Genomic DNA, 16,743 nt, shown 5'->3' on the forward strand with positions numbered 1-16,743 from the left:
GTGCACTTCCGATCCGGCCCGGTCGGTCGCGGCGCCGACCGCGGCGAGCAGCTCGGCACCGGCGTCGGCGGTGGTGCCGGCTCCGGCGCCGCTACCGGTATCGCTATCGGCGTCGGCATCGGCGGTGGCGTCGGGGCGGCCCGGGTCGCCGGGCGGGGTCAGCGGGGGCATTTCGAGGAGGCGGGCCAGCAGGACGCGGGCCGCGCACCCGGCGTCGGCGAGGGCACGGGCCCGGACGCCCGGCGAGGCGGGGCGTTCGGCCTCCGGGGTGCGGGACGGGCGCAGGGCCTGGCCGGCCGAGGCGGCGGCCTCGCGGGTGTCGGCGGAGAGGGTGCAGAGTGCGGCGGTGAGTTCGCCGGTGCAGCGTCGGGCCAGGTCGGCGGCGTCGGCGATCAGGGCGGGGTAGCCGGGGCCGGTCGGGTCGGGCAGCAGCAGGGCCTCGGCGGCGATGAGCAGCAGCAGTCCGAGGGTGGCGCCGCCGAGGCGGTCGCCGAGGGTGTGCGGCTCGTACGGCGGGAAGCACGGGAGGATGTAGAGCAGTTGGAGGCCGGGGGCGGCTCCGGCCGGGCGGGGGCCGGCGGCCGCCGCGAACGCCAGGACGAAGCCGATCACCAGCATGCCGAGGACCGCGGCCCAGGTGCGGACCGCGAGCAGGGTGCCGAGGCTGATCAGCAGCCAACTGGCGGGCAGGATCCGCCAGATGACCGCGGCACGTTGCCGGCCGGTGCCCGGGATCCGGGACAGGCCGGCCAGTGCGACCGCGGCGAACAGCGCGTACGTGGCCGCCACCGGCAGGTCCAGCCCGTACAGGCACCCGTAGAACCCGGCGCAGGCGGCGGCGGTCACCCGTACGGCCCGGCGGGCCGCGGCCGGCAGCGGTGCGGTGCCGTGGCGCAGCTCTGCGGCGGCGGCCCGTAGGCGGCGGCGTACGGGTGTCCGGCCGGGCGGCGCGTCGCGGTCGGGGGCGGTGTTCATCTGCCCAGGGTCGGGGAGCGGCGGGCCGGCGTCCGTGAGGGGCAGGCCTACGGCGGCGAGTTCGCCCGTTCGGGCGCGGGGCGGGCCGGACCGGCGCCGGGACGGCGTCCGACGAGGGACGAGGGCTGCGCGGTGCGGCCGGGCACTGGACGGGACGGGTGGTCAGCCGGGACAGTGGGCCCCTACTCGCCGGTAGGCGTCCCAGGACCTGACGGAGGCGGCATGACCATCCATCACCTCGACTGCGCCGGGATGTGCCCGGCGGGCGGCCGGGCGCTGCTCGGCAGCGGCGGCGCACTGACCGCCCGGGTCGTCGGCCACTGCCTGCTGGTCGAGACCGGGGACGGGCTGGTGCTGGTCGACACCGGTTTCGGCACCGGCGACGTCGCGGACCCGGCCCGGCTGGGCCTCGCCTTCCGGGCGGCGATGCGGCCGCGTCTGTCGCCCGCCCGGACCGCCGTGCACCAGGTACGCGCCCTCGGGTACGACCCGCAGGACGTCCGGCACATCGTGGTCACCCACCTCGACCTCGACCACGCGGGCGGGCTGGGCGACTTCCCGCAGGCCGAGGTCCATGTGCTGGCCGAGGAACTGCGGGCGGCCCGGGCCAGGGCCACCCGCGGCGAGCGGGACCGGTACCGCCCCGCCCAGTGGGCGCACGGCCCGCGCTGGGTGGAGCACCGGGCGGACGGGGAGGCCTGGTACGGCTTCGCCGCGGCCCGGCCGCTTGCGGGGGCGGTCCCCGAGGTGGTGCTGGTCCCGCTGCCCGGGCACAGCCGTGGGCACTGCGGCGTGGCGGTCCGCCGCCCCGGCGGGGGCTGGCTGCTGCACTGCGGCGACGCCTACTTCTCGCACCGCGAGGTCTCCCCCACCGCCCCCGGTTGCCCACCGGGTCTGGCCGCCTTCCAGCGCCTGGTGGCGACCGACCACCGGGCCCGGCTCGCCAACCGGGACCGGCTGCGCGAACTCGCGCGGGGCCACGGCACGGAGATCGACCTGTTCGCGGCGCACGACCCGTACGACTTCGACCGCCTGCGCGGCGCCCACGACACGACGGCCGACGCGGGGCGGCCGCGCTGAGGTCGGCCCCGCCGGCGCCCCGGGCCGCACGGCTACGGGGGCGGGGTGGCGGTGGCGGCGCCGGTGGCGGCGTGTCCGCGGGCCGGGCGGGCGGTGTGCTGTCCTATGCTGCCGGAATCCTGCCCGCCCGGTGCGGTCGTCGTCCCCGCCCCGGGCCGGGCACGGCCCGGGCGACGGCGGGGCGCCCGGGCAGTCCTCCGTCGTCAGCCGCCCACAGCAAGGCCCGCCGTGCTCGAACTGCGCCACTTCCACGTCCTGCGGGCCATCGCCCGGGAGGGGTCGCTCGCCGCGGCCGCCAGGTCGCTGCGGCACAGCCAGCCCACCGTGACGCACCATCTCACCACCCTCGAGGCGCACTTCCGCACCCGCCTGGTCGACCGCGGGCCCCGCGGCGCCACCCTGACCGAGGCCGGCGAGGCGCTGCTGCCGCACGCCGAGGCCGTCCTCGCCCGGGTGGGGCAGGCCGAACAGGAGCTGCGCGGTCTCGTCGAACTGGGTTCGGTCACCCTGCGGGTCGGCACCTTCCCGACCGCCGGTGCGCTGCTGCTGCCGCCCGCCGTACGGCAGGTCCACGGCCACGGCGTGCGGATCTCGCTCACCGAGGGCGAGCTCCCCGCACTGCTCTCCGCGCTCCGTGACCGCGAACTCCACCTGTCGCTGGTGTTCTCCCAGCCCGGCGACCGGCTCGGCCTGGACGAGGACTTCGCCGTCCACCGGCTGCTGGACGATCCGCTGTTGCTGATCCTCCCGGCCGGCCATCCGCAGGCCGCAGCCGACCGCGTACCGCTGACCGCCCTGCGCGACGAGGGCTGGATCGTCGGTACCACCGACGCCGACCCGTGCGACCGGCTGCTCAGCCGTGCCTGCGCCCGCGAAGGTTTCGAGCCGCTGCACGCGCTGCGCACCGACGACTACGGGGTGATGCAGGGTTTCGTCGCGGCCGGTCTCGGGGTGGCCCTGGTCCCGAGGCTCGGGCTCGGGCGGCCGCGGGAGGACATCGTGGTGCGCGAGTTGGACGGTCTCGCGCTCACCCGCCAGATCGGTGTCGCGATACCGCGGTCCGGGGTGCTGGAGGCCGCCCGGACGCTGCTCGCCGCCCTTCAGGCGCAGGCTGCCGTACTGGACGCCGGGGCCGTGGCGGACCGCTGAGCCCGGAGCGCCGAGCCCGGAGCGCCGGGCCGAGGCCCGCCCTCCGGTACGGCCCCGCGGTGGTCAGTGGTGCCGACCGGGGTCCTCGGCGACGACCCGCAGTGTGGTGACGCCGGGGTCGGCGGCGCCGCGGACGTGGCCGCCGGGGGTGGCGGCGGTGTACTGGAGGAACTCGACCAGTTCGCGGGTGATCACCTCGCCGGGCAGCACGTTCGGGATGCCCGGCGGGTACGCGGCCAGGGTGTCGGCGCTGACCCGGCCGACCGCCCGCTGGGCGGCCACCGTGACGCTCGGCGCGAGGAACGCGTCCCTGGCCGTCAGCCTGACCGGCCCGGGCGCGGGCAGCCGGATCCCGGGCGCCGCGGGACCGCCGAAGGTGTCCGCGCCCGCGGGACCGGCCAGGGGCTCCGCAGGTACGAGCGGCGGCCCCGGCAGCGCGTGCAGGGCGGCCAGGAAGCGGCTCGGGTCGGGGGCGGAGCCGGCTCCCAGGACCGCGACGATCGCCGAGTCGGTGGCGACCTCGACCATGATCCGGTGCTCGGTCAGCAGGAGGCTGCGGGCGTGGTGGCCGGATATCCCGCCCCTGCGGGTGTCGATCGGCACCCGCAGCGGGTCGGCGGCCACGATGTCGGGGAACGCGCCGAACCCGTCGCTCACCACGGCGAACCGGCCGGCCGCCCGGACGCCGGCCCGGATCCGGTCGGCCGCCTCGACGGACTCGCCGATGGCCGGCCCGCCGGTCGCCAGGGCCCGCCGGGCGAGGTCGAGCGAGGCCAGCAGCAGGGCGCTCGCGCTGGTGGACTGGGTGAGGTGGAAGATCCGTTCCAGCTGCGGCTCGAGCCGGTCGGCGAACGGCCCCTCGCCGAGGTGCAGCATCGCTGACTGGGTCAGGCTGCCGCCCAGCTTGTGGGTGCTGGAGACGACCAGGTCGGCGCCGTGCGCCAGGGCACCGGCGGGCAGCGCCGGGTGGAAGCCGAAGTGTGAGCCCCAGGCCTAGTCGACGATCAGCGGGACGCCGGCCCGGTGCGCGGTCGCGGCCAGCGCCTCGACGTCGGCGACCGCGCCGAAGTAGCTGGGGGTCACCACGTACGCGGCGGCGGCGTCCGGGTGGGCGGCCAGCGCCTCGGCGAGGCCGGCGGCGGTGACGCCGTGCGCGATGCCCAGCCCGGGGTCGACCGAGGGGTGGACGAAGGCGGCCCGCAGCCCGGAGAGCACCAGCCCGTCGACCACGCTGGAGTGGACGCTGCGCTGCACCACCAGGGTGTCGCCGAGCGAGCGGGCCGCCAGGACGGCGATCCGGTTGCCCTGCGAGGCGCCGTTGGTGAGGAACCAGCTGCGGCGTGCTCCCCAGGCCTCGGCGGCGAGGGTGCGGGCCCGGTCCAGCGGGCTGTCGGGGCCCAGATCGATGCCGTCCACCAGTGGCGGCACGTCGAGGCGCAGCGGCGCCTCGCCGAGCAGGGCGGCGAGGCCGGAGGCGCGGGTGGCGTCGGCGCCGTGGCCGGGGACGTTGAGGCGCTGCCAGTCGGCGCCGGTGGTGGCGAGCAGGGCGTCCGCGTAGGGGGCGGTGTGCTGGGAGGGGCTGATGGTGCCGGAGTGTGTCACGCGGTCGAGGCTGGCAGCCGCCGGGGTGCGGCGGAACCAGGGAGTTCTCTGGGGAGGTCCAGCTTTTCTCTATAGCTCGGGATGATGGCTCGGGCCCGGGGCGGCGGCGGTGTCCGCCGGATCGCGGGCCCGGGACGGTGGCCGAGCCGGTGGCCGGGACCGATGGGACGGATCGGCCCATACTGGGAGCATGGCGCGGAAAACCTCTGAGTCGCACCCCCCGTCGACGCTGTCGGTCAAGGGGCGGGAAATGCGGCTCCGCACGATCGGTATCGGCGTTCTCACGGTGCTCGCCGTCTGGTTCATCGCGGTCAACACCGACTCGGTGTCGATCCGGCTGTGGGTGCCGACCGTCACCCTCCCGCTCTGGGTGGTGCTGACCGTCACCCTGCTGACCGGGCTGGTGATCGGCTGGTTCCTGGCCCGCCGGCGGGCGAGACGCTGAGCCGCGGCAGCCGGGCGGGCGAACCGCCCTGCCCCGCGCCGCTGACCCGTCCACCGCTGACCCGTCCACCGCAGACCCGTCCACCGCCGGTCGGCCGGCGGCCGCGTGCCGCCGTCGCGTCCGGGTAGAGGCACAGGCATGGGACTTCTCCGCAGGCGCTCCGGGCCGCCCGATCCTGACCCGTCCGATCCCTCCCCGACCGATCCCTCCCCGGCCGGCGCTTCCGGCCCGCCGCCCGCGGATGCCCTGGCCCCGCAGGCCGCGGCGGGCGAACTCGCCGCCCTCTCCACGGAGCTGGAGGAGGAGTCGGCCACCGCCCGCAAGCGCGGTGTACGGCGCACCGCCGACCTGGTGGCGAGCACGGCGCGGGCGCTCGGGCGCGGCGGGACGTCCGCCGCCAAGGGCGCGGGGTACGGCAGCCGGGCGCTGGCGGACCGGCTGCTGGTGCAGGCACCGCGGATCCCGATCCGCGATCTGGCGACGATTCGGGCGCAGCACCCGGGGGCGGACGGGCCGGAGGCGCTGGCCGACCTGCTGGTGACCGGTGCGCTGCGGGCCTCGGGTGCGGTGGGGGCGAGCATCGGGGCGGCCGCGATGCTGCCGGTGCCGCCCGCGATGCCGGTGGAGATCGCGGCGGAGACGCTGGTGGTGGCGGCGGTCGAGATCAAGCTGATCGCCGAGCTGCACCAGGTGTACGGGGTACCGGCCACCGGGACGGCGTCGCAGCGGACGGTCGCCTATGTGACCGCCTGGGCCGACCGGCGCGGGATCGACTCCTCCGCCCTGTCGCACCCGTCGGGGGCGGTGGCGCTGGCGGGCCTGGCGGTCGGTGCGGAGGTGCGGCAGAAGGTCCGCAAGCGGCTCACCCGCAGTACGCTGCGCAAGCTGCCGTCGATGATCCCGATGCTGGTGGGTGCGGGGATCGGGGCGATGCTGAACCGGCGGGACACCGGCCGGCTGGCCACCCGGGTGCGGGCGGACCTGCGGGCCAGGACGGCGTCGGATCCGGGCTACTGGGCGGCGGCCGATCCGGGGCGGGGCACGGTCAGCGGCCCGGGATGATGTCGTTGGCGATGGCGAACCGGGTGAGGTCGGCCCGGCGCCGGGAGCCGATCTTGTCGCGGAGCCGGTCGAGGTGCGAGTGCACGGTGTGTTCGCTGATGCCGAGGCGTTCGGCGATGCCGTGGTCGGTCTCGCCGTTGGCGAGCAGTTCGAGGATCTGCCGTTCACGTTCCGTCACCCGGCACACGGCCTGTGACCACGGGCGGACCGCGAGCACGGCCGACACGTACTCGCAGCCGTTGGCCACCAGCCGTACGGCGGCGAGGAGTTCGGGTTCGCCGGCCTGCCGGCTGAGGCAGCCGCGGGCGCCGGCCTGCATCGACGGCCCGATGGCGCCCTGTTCGTCGGAGCAGAGCACCAGGACGGCCGCGCCGCGTTCGGCGAGCCGGTGGACGACGGCCGCCAGGTAGGAGGGCCGTAGCTGGAGGTCCAGCAGCACCACGTCGCCGGGCATCAGCCGGTCCTCGGCCTCCTCGGCGCCGCGTGCGTCGACGGCGAGTTCCAGGTCCGCGGCGGAGTCGATCACCCCGGTCAGGCCGCACCGGTAGAGCGGGCAGTCGCCGACGACGGCGACCCGGATCGGTTCAGCACTCATGGGTGGGACCTCGGGACGGGCGGACCGCGCCGTGCCGGGCCGCCGCGGGGGCCGGCCGCCCTCGCACCTCCCAGTCTTCACCCGGCGCCCGGCCGCGGCACCCGGAGCGTCCGGCCCTCCCCTGCCCGCCCGCGCCTCACCGGCGTGCGCGCTGGCATGCGTGCTGGCATGTGCGCTTGTCATATCTGAGTGACAGTCATCACTGAATCACTTCTGGTTACCCGTCGGCAACATACCGTCAGGTAACGTTCCGTTGTGACCAGATGACCGGCCGCAGGGCCCGTCCGCCGTCGGCGTCGCCATCGACCCGACCCCGGGGCCCGCCCGGGCTGCGGACGCCTGCCCGGCGCCGCCGACGGGTCCGGTCCGAGCGGGGTTCCGCCGACCGTCGAGCAGATGAAAGAGGAAAGATGACCTCCGACGCACGGGGCAGTCGCTTCGAGGCCCTTGGCGCGTACATGCCACCCACGGTGCGGTCCACCGGGGAGCTGCTCGCCTCCGTGACCGCGATGCCGGACGTGGACCTGGAACGGATCACCGGCGTCGCCGAGCGCCGGGTCTACGACCCGCGGCCCGAGGCCGGCGAGGACTCGTTCGGGCTGGCCCTGAAGGCCGCCCGCGACGCGCTCGGCCACTCCCGCTACGACCCCGCCGACCTGGACGTGGTGGTCTCCGCCTCGATCACCCGGTTCAAGGACGGCGACGACTTCTACTTCGAACCCTCCTTCGCCGGGATGCTCGCCAAGGAGCTCGGGGCGCGCCGCGCGGTCCACTTCGACGTCTCCAACGCCTGCGCCGGGATGATGACCGGCGTCCACCTGCTCGACCGGATGATCCGCTCCGGCGCCGTCCGCACCGGCCTGGTGGTCAGCGGCGAGCAGGCCACCAGGGTGGCCGAGACGGCCGCCCGGGAGATCGCCGACTCCTACGACCCGCAGTTCGCCTCGCTGTCGGTCGGCGACTCGGCGGCGGCCGTGGTGCTGGACCGGGCCGTCGACGACGCGGACCGGATCCACTACATCGACCTGATGACCTGCGCCGAGTACGCGCACCTGTGCCTCGGCATGCCCAGCGACCGGACCGAGGGCATCGCGCTCTACACGGACAACCGGCAGATGCACAAGCAGGACCGGCTGCGCATGTGGCCGGCCTTCCACCGGGACCAACTCGCCAAGCTGGGACGGACGTTCGCGGACGAGGAGTTCGACTACATCGTCCAGCACCAGGTCGGCACCCGGTTCGTGGAGTACGCCAACCGCACCGGCGAGGCCGAGTTCGGCACCCCGATGCCGCACTCCCTCTCGGTGGTCGAGGAGTTCGGCAACACCGCGACGACCTCCCACTTCCTGGCACTGCAGCGGCACCTGAAGGCCGGCACCGCCCGCCGCGGCGCCCGCTACCTGCTGGTACCGGCCGCCTCCGGGCTGGTCACCGGCGCCCTGTCCGCGACCATCACCCATCTGGGGGTCTGAACGATGGCCATCGTCATCACCGCCGCCGCGGTCGTCGCACCGCCGCGCGCCTCGGCCGCCCGCGCCGTCCAGCTCGCCGGCGAGGCCTCCCTGGCCTGCCTGGCCGAGGCCCGGCTGTCGCCGGACGCCGTCGGCGTCCTGATCAACGTCGGCGTGTACCGCGAGCACAACACCTTCGAACCCGCCGTCGGCGCCCTGGTTCAGAAGGAGGCCGGGATCAACCTCGACTACCTGGCCCACCCGGTGCCGGGCGCCGCCTTCTCCTTCGACCTGATGAACGGCGCCTGCGGGGTGCTCAACGCCGTCCAGGTCGCCGAGTCCATGCTGGTCGCCGGGGGTGCCGAGCGGGTCCTGGTGACCGCCGCCGACGTCCACCCCGGCGGGCGCGGCGCACCGGACGCCGAACACCCCGACGATGACTACCCGTACGCCGACCTCGGTGCGGCCCTGCTGCTGGAGCGGTCGGCCACCGCCGACGGCTTCGGCCCGGTCCGCACGGGCGGGTCCGACGACCCCTCGGCGACCGCCGGATACCTGCCGACCGCCGGGATGCGCGCCGACGGCCGCAACCGGATCACCGTCCGGCGCGACCCCGGCTTCGCCACCCAACTGCTCGACCTGGCCGCCGACACCGCCCTCGGTTACGTCCGCGACGAGGGGCTCGACCTGCGGCGCACCCTGGTGATCGGGTCACGGCCGACCAGCGACTTCGGACTGCGGCTGGCCGGACGGCTCGGCCTGCCCGAGGACCGGGTGCTCACCCCCGACCCGCCGGGCGCCGGGGCCGGGCTCCCGCACACCGCCGCACCCATCCTCGGCTACCTGCGGGCCATCACCGGAGGCCTGCCCGAGGACGTGGACCAGCTGCTGTTCGTCGCCGTCGGCGCCGGCCCGAGCGCGGCCTGCGTCTCCTACCGCCCCCAGGAACGGTGGACCCGATGACCACCGTGCACCCGAACGCCACCGCGGCCACGCCGGGGCCGCAGTTGCTCACCGGCGCCCACGGTCTCGCCGAGCAACTGGCGCACAACGCCCGCACGTTCCCCGGCAAGACCGCGATCGTCCACCCGGACGGCCGGAACGCCGACGGATCCGTCCGCTACCGCGAACTGACCTACGGGCAACTGCAGGAACAGGTCGACGTGCTGGCCGATGCGTTCGCCGGGATCGGGATCGGCCACGGCACCCGGACCGTGCTGATGGCCGCCCCCGGACCGGACCTCTTCGTGCTGCTGTTCGCCCTGCTGCGGCGCGGCGCGGTACCGGTCGTGGTCGATCCGGGCATGGGGGTGCGGCGGATGCTGCACTGCTACCGCGCGGTCGGCGCCGAGGCGTTCGTCGGACCGCCGCTCGCCCACGCGGTCCGGGTGCTGGGCCGGCGCACGTTCTCCGGGGTCCGGGTGAAGGTGACCCTCGGCCGCCGCTGGGGCTGGGGCGGGCACACCCTCGCGGCGCTGCGCACCGGCGGCCCCGGCGGCCCGCCGGCGGAGCGGGCCGAGGTCGGCGGCGAGGACCTGATGATGATCGGGTTCACCACGGGCTCCACCGGTCCCGCCAAGGGCGTGGAGTACACCCACCGGATGGCGGCCGCGATGGCGGCCGCCGTCCGGGCCGCACACGACCGCGACCGCGGCGAGGTGTCACTGGTCACCCTGCCGCTCTACGGCGTGTTCGACCTGCTGTTCGGCTCCACGCTGGTGCTGGCGCCGCTCGCCCCCTCGAAGGTCGGCCGGGCCGACCCCGGGCCGCTGGTGGCGGCGATGCTCCGGTACCGCGTCTCGACCATGTTCGCCTCCCCCGCACTGCTGCGCCGCCTCGCCGACCACCTGGCCGCGCACGGCACCGAACTGCCGGACCTGCGCTGCGTGGTGTCCGGCGGCGCGCCCGTCCCCGCCGAGGTGGTGGGCACGCTCCGGCGCGTCCTGGACCCCGGGGCCGCGATCCACGTCAGCTACGGCGCCACCGAGGCGCTGCCGATCACCTCGATCGAGTCCGCGGAGATCCTGGCCCGGACCGCCGCCATGGGCCCGCTCGGCGCCGGCACCTGCTTCGGCCGCCCGGGCCCGGGCACCCGGGTCCGGATCGTCGAGATCTCGGACGGCCCGCAGCCGTCCTGGTACGACGGTCTGGAGGTGCCGGAGGGCACCGTCGGCGAGATCGTGGTGAGCGGCGGTCAGGTCAGCGCCCGCTACCACGCCGCACCCGCGGCCGACGCCGCGCACAAGATCCACGAGGAGGCCGACGGCACCCGCTGGCACCGCACCGGCGACCTCGGCCGGCTCGACGCCGAGGGCCGGCTGTGGTTCGCCGGGCGCCGTACCCAGCGGGTGCGCACCGCCGACGGCGACCTGTACACCGTGGCCTGCGAGGGCGTGTTCAACGCCCACCCGCTGGTCCGGCGCACGGCACTGGTCGGCGTCGGGGCCGCCGGCGCCCAGCGCCCGGTGGTGTGCGTGGAGACCGACCCCGGGCTGACCGACCGCCAATGGCTGCAACTGACGGCGGAGTTGCGGGATCTCGGGGCGGCCAGGCCGCAGACCGCGGGGCTGGACCTCTTCCTTCGGCACCCCGGGTTCCCGGTCGATGTCCGGCACAACGCCAAGATCGGACGGGAGCAGCTCGCCCGCTGGGCCGCCGGACGCCTGGACGGCTCCGGCCGGTGGCGCGGCCGGGCGCTGCGCGCGGTACCGCTGGCCGGCTGGGCCTACCTGGCGGCCGGGCTGCTGCACCCAGTCGACCAGCCCGTCCTGGCCGCGCTGTGGTGGATCGACGCCTTCCTGAGCGTCGTGGTGCACGCCGCGCAGATCCCCGCGGCGCTCCCCCGCGGGCGGGCGGCCGGGCACGGCCCGGCCGCGACCACCGCGCTCACCATGCTGTACGGCGCCACCTGGTGGCGGCGGCTGCCCGCCGCCGCCCGCCCGGTGGCACCCCTGGCGCCGGCCGACGCGCTGGAGGTCCGGTGAAGGTCCTGGTGACCGGCGCGTCCGGCTTCCTCGGCGGGCACCTGGTGGACGGCGCGCTGCGCGCCGGGCACGAGGTCCGCGCACTGGTGCGGCCCACCAGCGACCTGAGCAGGCTGCGGACCGTCCCCGGCCTGGAGCTGGCCCACGGCGACCTCGGGGACCCGCAGTCCCTGCGCCGCGCCGTCGAGGGCGTGGAGGTGGTGCACCACAGCGCGGCCCGGGTCGCCGACTTCGGCACCCGGGCGCAGTTCACGGCGGAGAACGTCACCGGCACCGAGCGGCTGCTGAGCGCCGCCCGGGAGGCGGGCGCCCGCCGGTTCGTCTTCATCAGCAGCCCCAGCGCGCTGATGGGACCGGACGACGGCGACCGCCTCGGCATCGACGAGAGCACCGCCTACCCGGAGCGCTGGCTCAACCTGTACTCGGAGACCAAGGCCGCCGCCGAGCGGCTGGTCCTCGCCGCCGACCGGCCAGGCTTCACCACCGTGGCGCTGCGCCCGCGCGGCATCTGGGGTCCGCGGGACCGCGCCGGATTCCTGCCGAAGCTGCTCGCCGGGATGCTGGCCGGACGGCTGCCCGACCTGTCCGGCGGCCGCCGGGTCCTGGTCTCGCTGTGCCACAGCGACAACGCGGTACTGGCCGCGCTGCTCGCCGCCGGGGCCCCGGCCGAACGCGTCGGCGGCCGGGCGTACTTCGTCGCCGACCGGGAGCAGACCGACCTGTGGGCCTTCCTCACCCGGCTGGCCGCGCTGTTCGGCGGCACCCCGCCGACCCGGCGGATCCCCCCGCCGCTCCGCGACGCCCTGGTGGCCTCGGTCGAACTGCTGTGGCGGGTACCGGCGTTGGCCGCCCGCCGGGAGCCGCCGGTGAGCCGCTACTCGGTCGCCCTGCTCACCCGGTCGACCACCTACTCCACGGCGGCCGCCGAACGGGACCTCGGGTACCGGGCGGTGACCGACCAGGAGACCGGCCTGCGACGGCTGCAGGAGTGGGTCGAATCGATCGGCGGGGCCGAGGAGTTCGTCCGCGCCGTCCGCTGACCGGCCGCCCCCAACCGCCCGGGCCGCCCGCACCGCCGACATTCCGAGCCCTCCGCCGGGCGACACGTCCAGAAAGCACCGCGATGACTCTGCACGACACCACGGCCGCCGACCGGGCGGCCGGGCCGGCCTTCCGCCGGCCGGTCTCCCCCACCGAGTGGCTGTACCTCGGCGCCCACCGTCTCGGCAGCGCGATGGCACTCCACCTCGTGGTCGAGGGCACCGGCACCCTCGACCCCGCCCGGCTCGCCGCCGCCGTGGCGGCCGCCGCCGAGGCCTGCCCGGGCTCCCGGCTGGTGCGCCGCGGCCGCGAGTGGATCGACTCCGGACGGCCGCCGCAGCTGCGGATCGCACCGCCGGGCAGCGTGCCCGACCCCGAGCTGCGGCAGGGCACGTCGCTGCTGGAGGAACCGATGGACCTGGTCCGCGGACCCGGGTGCGAAGTCCTGCTGCTGCCCGGCGCGGCGGGCGCCACCACCCTCGTGCTGCGTGCCTTCCACGGCGTGATGGACGGGCACGGCGCCCGGCTCTGGGCGGCAGAGGTGTTCCGGGCGCTGCGCGGCGAGGCCCCTCGGCCGGCCCGCTCCCCGCTCACCGACGCCGCGTTGCTGGCGCGGACCGGGGCCACCGGCCGCCGTCCCGTGCTCATGCTCGACCGGCCCTCGCCGCTGGCGCCACCCGCCGGTACCGCCGTGGGTACCGCCGTGCAGGACACGGGTGGCGGGCGCGGTGGAGCGGCCCGGACGCTCTGGCGCCGCCGTACCCTGCCGGGCCGGTACACCGCGCTCACCGCCAGGCTGGCGCAGGCGGTGGCGGACGCAACCGGTGCGCCGCACGCCCGGGTGATGGTGCCCGCCGACCTGCGGCGCCACCACGACGGCCCGCCCGCCACCGGCAATCTGACGCTGCCGCTCTTCCTCGACCTCGGCGCGGGCGAGCCGTGGCAGGGCGCCCAGTCTCAGCTGCTGCGGGCCCTGGCCGGGCACCGGGAGCTCGCCGACGGGTTCGAATCGGCGCTCGCCCGGCTGCCGCTGCCGGTCGTCGCTGCGCTGCTGCGTACGGGCCAGGGCGTCGCCCGGCGCCGGGACCGGCACCTGGCGTCGGCGGTCGTCTCGCACCTGGGCCGGATCGACCCGGCCGACTGGTCGGGCGGCGGCTTCACCGCCCGCACGGTGTACGCGCTGCCGGTGCACGCGCCGCTGGTGCCGGTGTCGTGCGTGGCGGTCGAACTGCCCGACCGCACCGAGCTGACCGTCGGTTTCCAGGGCGGCCCGCAGCTGGCCGAACAGGCCGAAGGGCTGATGGACCGGCTGGTGGCGGCCCTCGCGGGGACCGGGACCGCCGGCGGGGCTGCCGACGGGAGCAGCCGCAGGCCCACGGACGGCGGACCGATGGCGGCCGGCGTGGGAACCGCCGCGCCAGCGGACGGGCCGGCCGCCCCCGCGGGCGGGCCCGGTGCCCGCGCCGACGGCCCGGCCGACGCAGCCGAGCAGGCGGACGGGCCCGGATCCGCCGGCGGCTCCTTCCGGGTACCCGGCACCGCCGGGCCCGGCACCGCGACCGGACTCGGCGTCCGCCGGAGCGGGACCGGAACGGCCGCCCGAGCCGACAGGTCGTCCGCTGCCCGCGGCGCGGCACCGGCAGCGGCCGCCCCCGTGGACGGGTCCACGCGCGAGCCCGCCACCGTGGTGGAGCTGTTTCGCCGGCAGGCGGCCCGGACCCCGGATGCCGTCGCGCTGGACGGGCCGGCCGGGGCCGTCGGCTACGCCGAACTCGACCGCCGTTCGGACGCCGTCGCGGCGGAGCTGGTACGGCGGGGCGTGGGCCGCGAGGCGGTGGTGGGCCTGCTGGTGGGGCGTACGCCCGCCGGGGTGGCCGGGCTGTGGGGTGTGCTCAAGGCCGGGGCCGCGTACCTGCCGCTCGATCCGCAGCAGCCGGACGCGCGGATCGCCCAGCTGCTGCGGGAGTCGGGCGCGGCCGGGTGTGTGACGGAGCGCCGGCTGCTCGGCCGGGTGCCGCGGGGTTTCGCCCCGGACCTGGTGCTGACGCTCGACGACGTGCCCGGCCTGCCCGGTCCGGCCGACGCGCCCGGTTCGGCACAGGGCCCGGATCCGCTCGCCGGGGTCCGGCTGCCCGAGCCCGAGCCGGACGGGCTCGCCTACGTCATCCACACCTCGGGCTCGACCGGCCGTCCCAAGGGCGTCCAGATCGAGCACCGCAGCCTGCTCGCCTTCGTCCGGTGGGCGGGCGGGCTGTGCGGGGTGGACGGGCGGACCAGGTTCGCCTTCCTGTCCTCGCTCTCCTTCGACATCTCCTGCTTTCCGCTGTTCGTACCGCTGTTGGCGGGTGGTGCGGCGGTGCTGGTGCCGGGCGAGCCGACCGGTCCGGCGCTGCGGGAGGCACTGGAGCTCCACCGCGCGGACACCTTCGCGGTGACGCCGACCCACCTGGACCTGTTCGAGCGCTACGGCCTCGACCTGTCGGGGCTGCGGACGCTGCTGGTCGGCGGCGAGCGGTTCACCCGGGCGGCGGCCGTACGGGCGGCGCGGCGGGCGGGGCCCGCGACGCGGATCATCAACGGGTACGGGCCGACCGAGGCCGCCGTGGGCTGTCTGGCGCACGTGCTGGACGGCACCGAGACCGGGCCGGTGATCCCGATCGGGCGTCCGGCGCCGTCCGTCCGGGTCGAACTGGCCGGTCCCGACGGTGAACCGGTCACCGCGCCCGGGGCCGGTACGGTCGGCGAGATCCTGCTCTCCGGCGTCCAGTTGGCGCGCGGCTACCTGGGCCGGCCCGACCTGACGGCGGCCGGGTTCCCGGTCGGCGCGGACGGTGTCCGCCGCTACCGTACCGGTGACCTCGGCCGGCTGCTCCCGGACGGCTCGTTGGAGTTCGCCGGCCGGTGCGACGAGCAGGTGAAGATCGCCGGTCACCGGGTCGAGCCGGCCGAGGTGCAGGCCGCCCTGACCGGCCATCCGGCGGTGCTCGCCGCCGCGGTGACGGTCCGTGAGCGGCCGGGCGGCGGCAGTCCGGCGCTCTGCGCGTACGTGCTGGCCGCCGACGGCCGCGTGGACGACCCCGGCCTCGGTGCGGAGCTGCGCGGCCACCTCGCCGAGCGGCTGCCCGCCCACCTGGTTCCCGCGACCGTGGTCCCGGTGGCCGACTTCCCCCGGACGGTGAGCGGCAAGACGGACCTGGCGGCGCTGCCCGACCCCTGGGCGGCCTCCGGCGCCGCCCCGGCGGCCGGGCCGGTGCCGGGCCCGGTGGCGGAGGCCGACGAGGTCGAACAGCGGGTGGCCGCGCTCTGGGCCGACGTGCTCGGCGTCGACCGCGCCCTGATCGACCGCCGGTCCGGCTTCCAGCAGCTGGGCGGGGACTCGCTGGCGGTGCTGGAGATGCTCTCGGCGGTCGGCGACGGGCTGCTGCGGCCCGGCGAGGCGGACCGGCTGCTGGACGGGATCGGCGACTCGCTGGGCGAGTTGACCCTGGGACAGGTGGTCGCTGCCGTCCACCGGGCCCGCTCGCTCCGGGCCCGCCCGGTCCGAACCGGGGAGGTGGTGGCGTGATCTTCGTGGGACGCGGCGCCCTGCTCCGCCGGGCCGTCGCCCACGCCCTGGCCACCGGCCACCGGGTCGACCTGGTGGTCTCCGAGGACCCCGACGACCGCCCGCACGACCGGGCCGCCGACGGCCGCGCGGTGCCGTTCACGGCCACCTCGGACGTCAACGCCGTGGCGGACCGGCTGCTCGGCCACGCCACCGACGGCGTGGTGTGGTCGGTCAACAACCGGCTGATCTTCCGGGAGCCGCTGCTCGGCCGGGGCCTGCGGATCCACAACATCCACAACGGCCTGCTGCCGCAGCACCGCGGCCTGCCGTCCGCCGCCGTAGCGTACGCGCTGCTGAACGGCGACCGCGAGTACGGCGCGACGCTGCACGAGGTCGACGCGGGCGTGGACACCGGCCGGGTGCTCGCCGAACTCCCCTTCCCGCTCGCCGCCGACGCCCGCTTCCACCGGGTGCTGCTGCGCGGGATCCAGGCCTGCCAGCAGTTGTTCGAGCGGTCGCTGGACGCGGTGGCGGCCGGGCGGCCGATCGGCCCGCCCGCCGCCCGGGAGCCCCGGCCGGCCGGCTACCACGGCCTGCGGGCGCTGCGCGAACTGCCCTCGTACGCCGGGCATCCGGCCTATCGGCGGGCCACGGACGTGGGGGTGGCGGCGCCGTTCGTACCGGAGTTGGTGGAGGTGCTGCGGGCGGCGGCCGGGGCGGACCCCGGTTACGGGGGCGGGCTCCGGACGGCCGGGCGGACTATTGACGGAAGTTCTCACAACGGGGTGACCGATGGGTAACATCGGTCCTAT

The 16,743-nt window shown here is 76.5% G+C and carries 12 protein-coding genes and 2 pseudogenes; 10 read left to right on the forward strand and 4 right to left on the reverse strand.

Translation table 11 applies throughout. From position 1 onward, the window contains the following. Positions 1-975, reverse strand: a pseudogene (locus AB0D08_RS25245) (FUSC family protein); the annotation flags it as partial. Between the two features lie 222 nt (positions 976-1,197). Between AB0D08_RS25245 and AB0D08_RS25250 the strand changes: the two are divergent. Beyond that, a complete protein-coding gene (locus tag AB0D08_RS25250; protein WP_033822328.1) occupies positions 1,198-2,055 on the forward strand; it encodes an MBL fold metallo-hydrolase in 858 nt (285 codons plus the stop codon). Between the two features lie 228 nt (positions 2,056-2,283). Then, a complete protein-coding gene (locus tag AB0D08_RS25255) occupies positions 2,284-3,204 on the forward strand; it encodes a LysR substrate-binding domain-containing protein (protein WP_082526781.1) in 921 nt (306 codons plus the stop codon). 63 nt (positions 3,205-3,267) lie between these two features. Here the strand turns inward: AB0D08_RS25255 and AB0D08_RS25260 are convergent, their stop codons facing one another. Both AB0D08_RS25260 and AB0D08_RS25265 read right to left on the reverse strand, forming a co-directional pair. Beyond that, positions 3,268-3,732, reverse strand: coding sequence for a hypothetical protein (locus tag AB0D08_RS25260; RefSeq protein WP_359891856.1), 465 nt, complete (start codon positions 3,730-3,732; stop codon positions 3,268-3,270). Between the two features lie 213 nt (positions 3,733-3,945). Next, positions 3,946-4,806 (reverse strand): annotated as a pseudogene (locus tag AB0D08_RS25265) (amino acid decarboxylase); the annotation flags it as partial. 250 nt (positions 4,807-5,056) lie between these two features. Here AB0D08_RS25265 and AB0D08_RS25270 point away from each other — a divergent pair. Both AB0D08_RS25270 and AB0D08_RS25275 read left to right on the forward strand, forming a co-directional pair. Further along, positions 5,057-5,251 carry a LapA family protein gene (locus AB0D08_RS25270; protein WP_233289167.1) on the forward strand — a complete coding sequence of 65 codons (195 nt, stop codon included), beginning with the start codon at positions 5,057-5,059 and terminating at the stop codon, positions 5,249-5,251. Positions 5,252-5,389: 138 nt separating this feature from the next. Continuing rightward, on the forward strand, positions 5,390-6,313 hold the full coding sequence (locus AB0D08_RS25275) for a hypothetical protein (RefSeq protein ID WP_063794427.1): 924 nt from the start codon (positions 5,390-5,392) through the stop codon (positions 6,311-6,313). On the opposite strand, the gene AB0D08_RS25280 is transcribed toward AB0D08_RS25275, so the two are convergent. Then, on the reverse strand, positions 6,297-6,908 hold the full coding sequence (locus tag AB0D08_RS25280) for a response regulator transcription factor (RefSeq protein WP_033822331.1): 612 nt from the start codon (positions 6,906-6,908) through the stop codon (positions 6,297-6,299). The genes AB0D08_RS25275 and AB0D08_RS25280 overlap by 17 nt on opposite strands. Before the next feature lie 410 nt (positions 6,909-7,318). On the opposite strand from AB0D08_RS25280, the gene AB0D08_RS25285 reads away from it, so the two are divergent. From AB0D08_RS25285 to AB0D08_RS25310, 6 genes are all read left to right on the forward strand, one after another. After that, positions 7,319-8,380 carry a 3-oxoacyl-[acyl-carrier-protein] synthase III C-terminal domain-containing protein gene (locus AB0D08_RS25285; RefSeq protein WP_033822332.1) on the forward strand — a complete coding sequence of 354 codons (1,062 nt, stop codon included), beginning with the start codon at positions 7,319-7,321 and terminating at the stop codon, positions 8,378-8,380. Between the two features lie 3 nt (positions 8,381-8,383). Then, positions 8,384-9,322, forward strand: coding sequence for a hypothetical protein (locus tag AB0D08_RS25290; protein WP_033822333.1), 939 nt, complete (start codon positions 8,384-8,386; stop codon positions 9,320-9,322). Next, positions 9,319-11,343 (forward strand): fatty acid CoA ligase family protein, encoded by a 2,025-nt coding sequence (locus tag AB0D08_RS25295; protein ID WP_359891799.1) that lies wholly within the window; start codon positions 9,319-9,321, stop codon positions 11,341-11,343. The genes AB0D08_RS25290 and AB0D08_RS25295 overlap by 4 nt, the downstream gene beginning before the upstream one ends. After that, positions 11,340-12,383 carry an NAD-dependent epimerase/dehydratase family protein gene (locus AB0D08_RS25300; protein ID WP_359891802.1) on the forward strand — a complete coding sequence of 348 codons (1,044 nt, stop codon included), beginning with the start codon at positions 11,340-11,342 and terminating at the stop codon, positions 12,381-12,383. The genes AB0D08_RS25295 and AB0D08_RS25300 overlap by 4 nt, the downstream gene beginning before the upstream one ends. 83 nt (positions 12,384-12,466) lie before the next feature. Continuing rightward, positions 12,467-15,949 (forward strand): non-ribosomal peptide synthetase, encoded by a 3,483-nt coding sequence (locus AB0D08_RS25305; RefSeq protein ID WP_359891805.1) that lies wholly within the window; start codon positions 12,467-12,469, stop codon positions 15,947-15,949. After that, positions 15,946-16,731 (forward strand): formyltransferase family protein, encoded by a 786-nt coding sequence (locus AB0D08_RS25310; protein WP_359891808.1) that lies wholly within the window; start codon positions 15,946-15,948, stop codon positions 16,729-16,731. Before AB0D08_RS25305 ends, AB0D08_RS25310 begins: the two co-directional genes overlap by 4 nt. Positions 16,732-16,743: the final 12 nt, after the last annotated feature.

This window comes from Kitasatospora sp. NPDC048540 (assembly GCF_040651175.1).
Lineage (GTDB): Bacteria > Actinomycetota > Actinomycetes > Streptomycetales > Streptomycetaceae > Kitasatospora.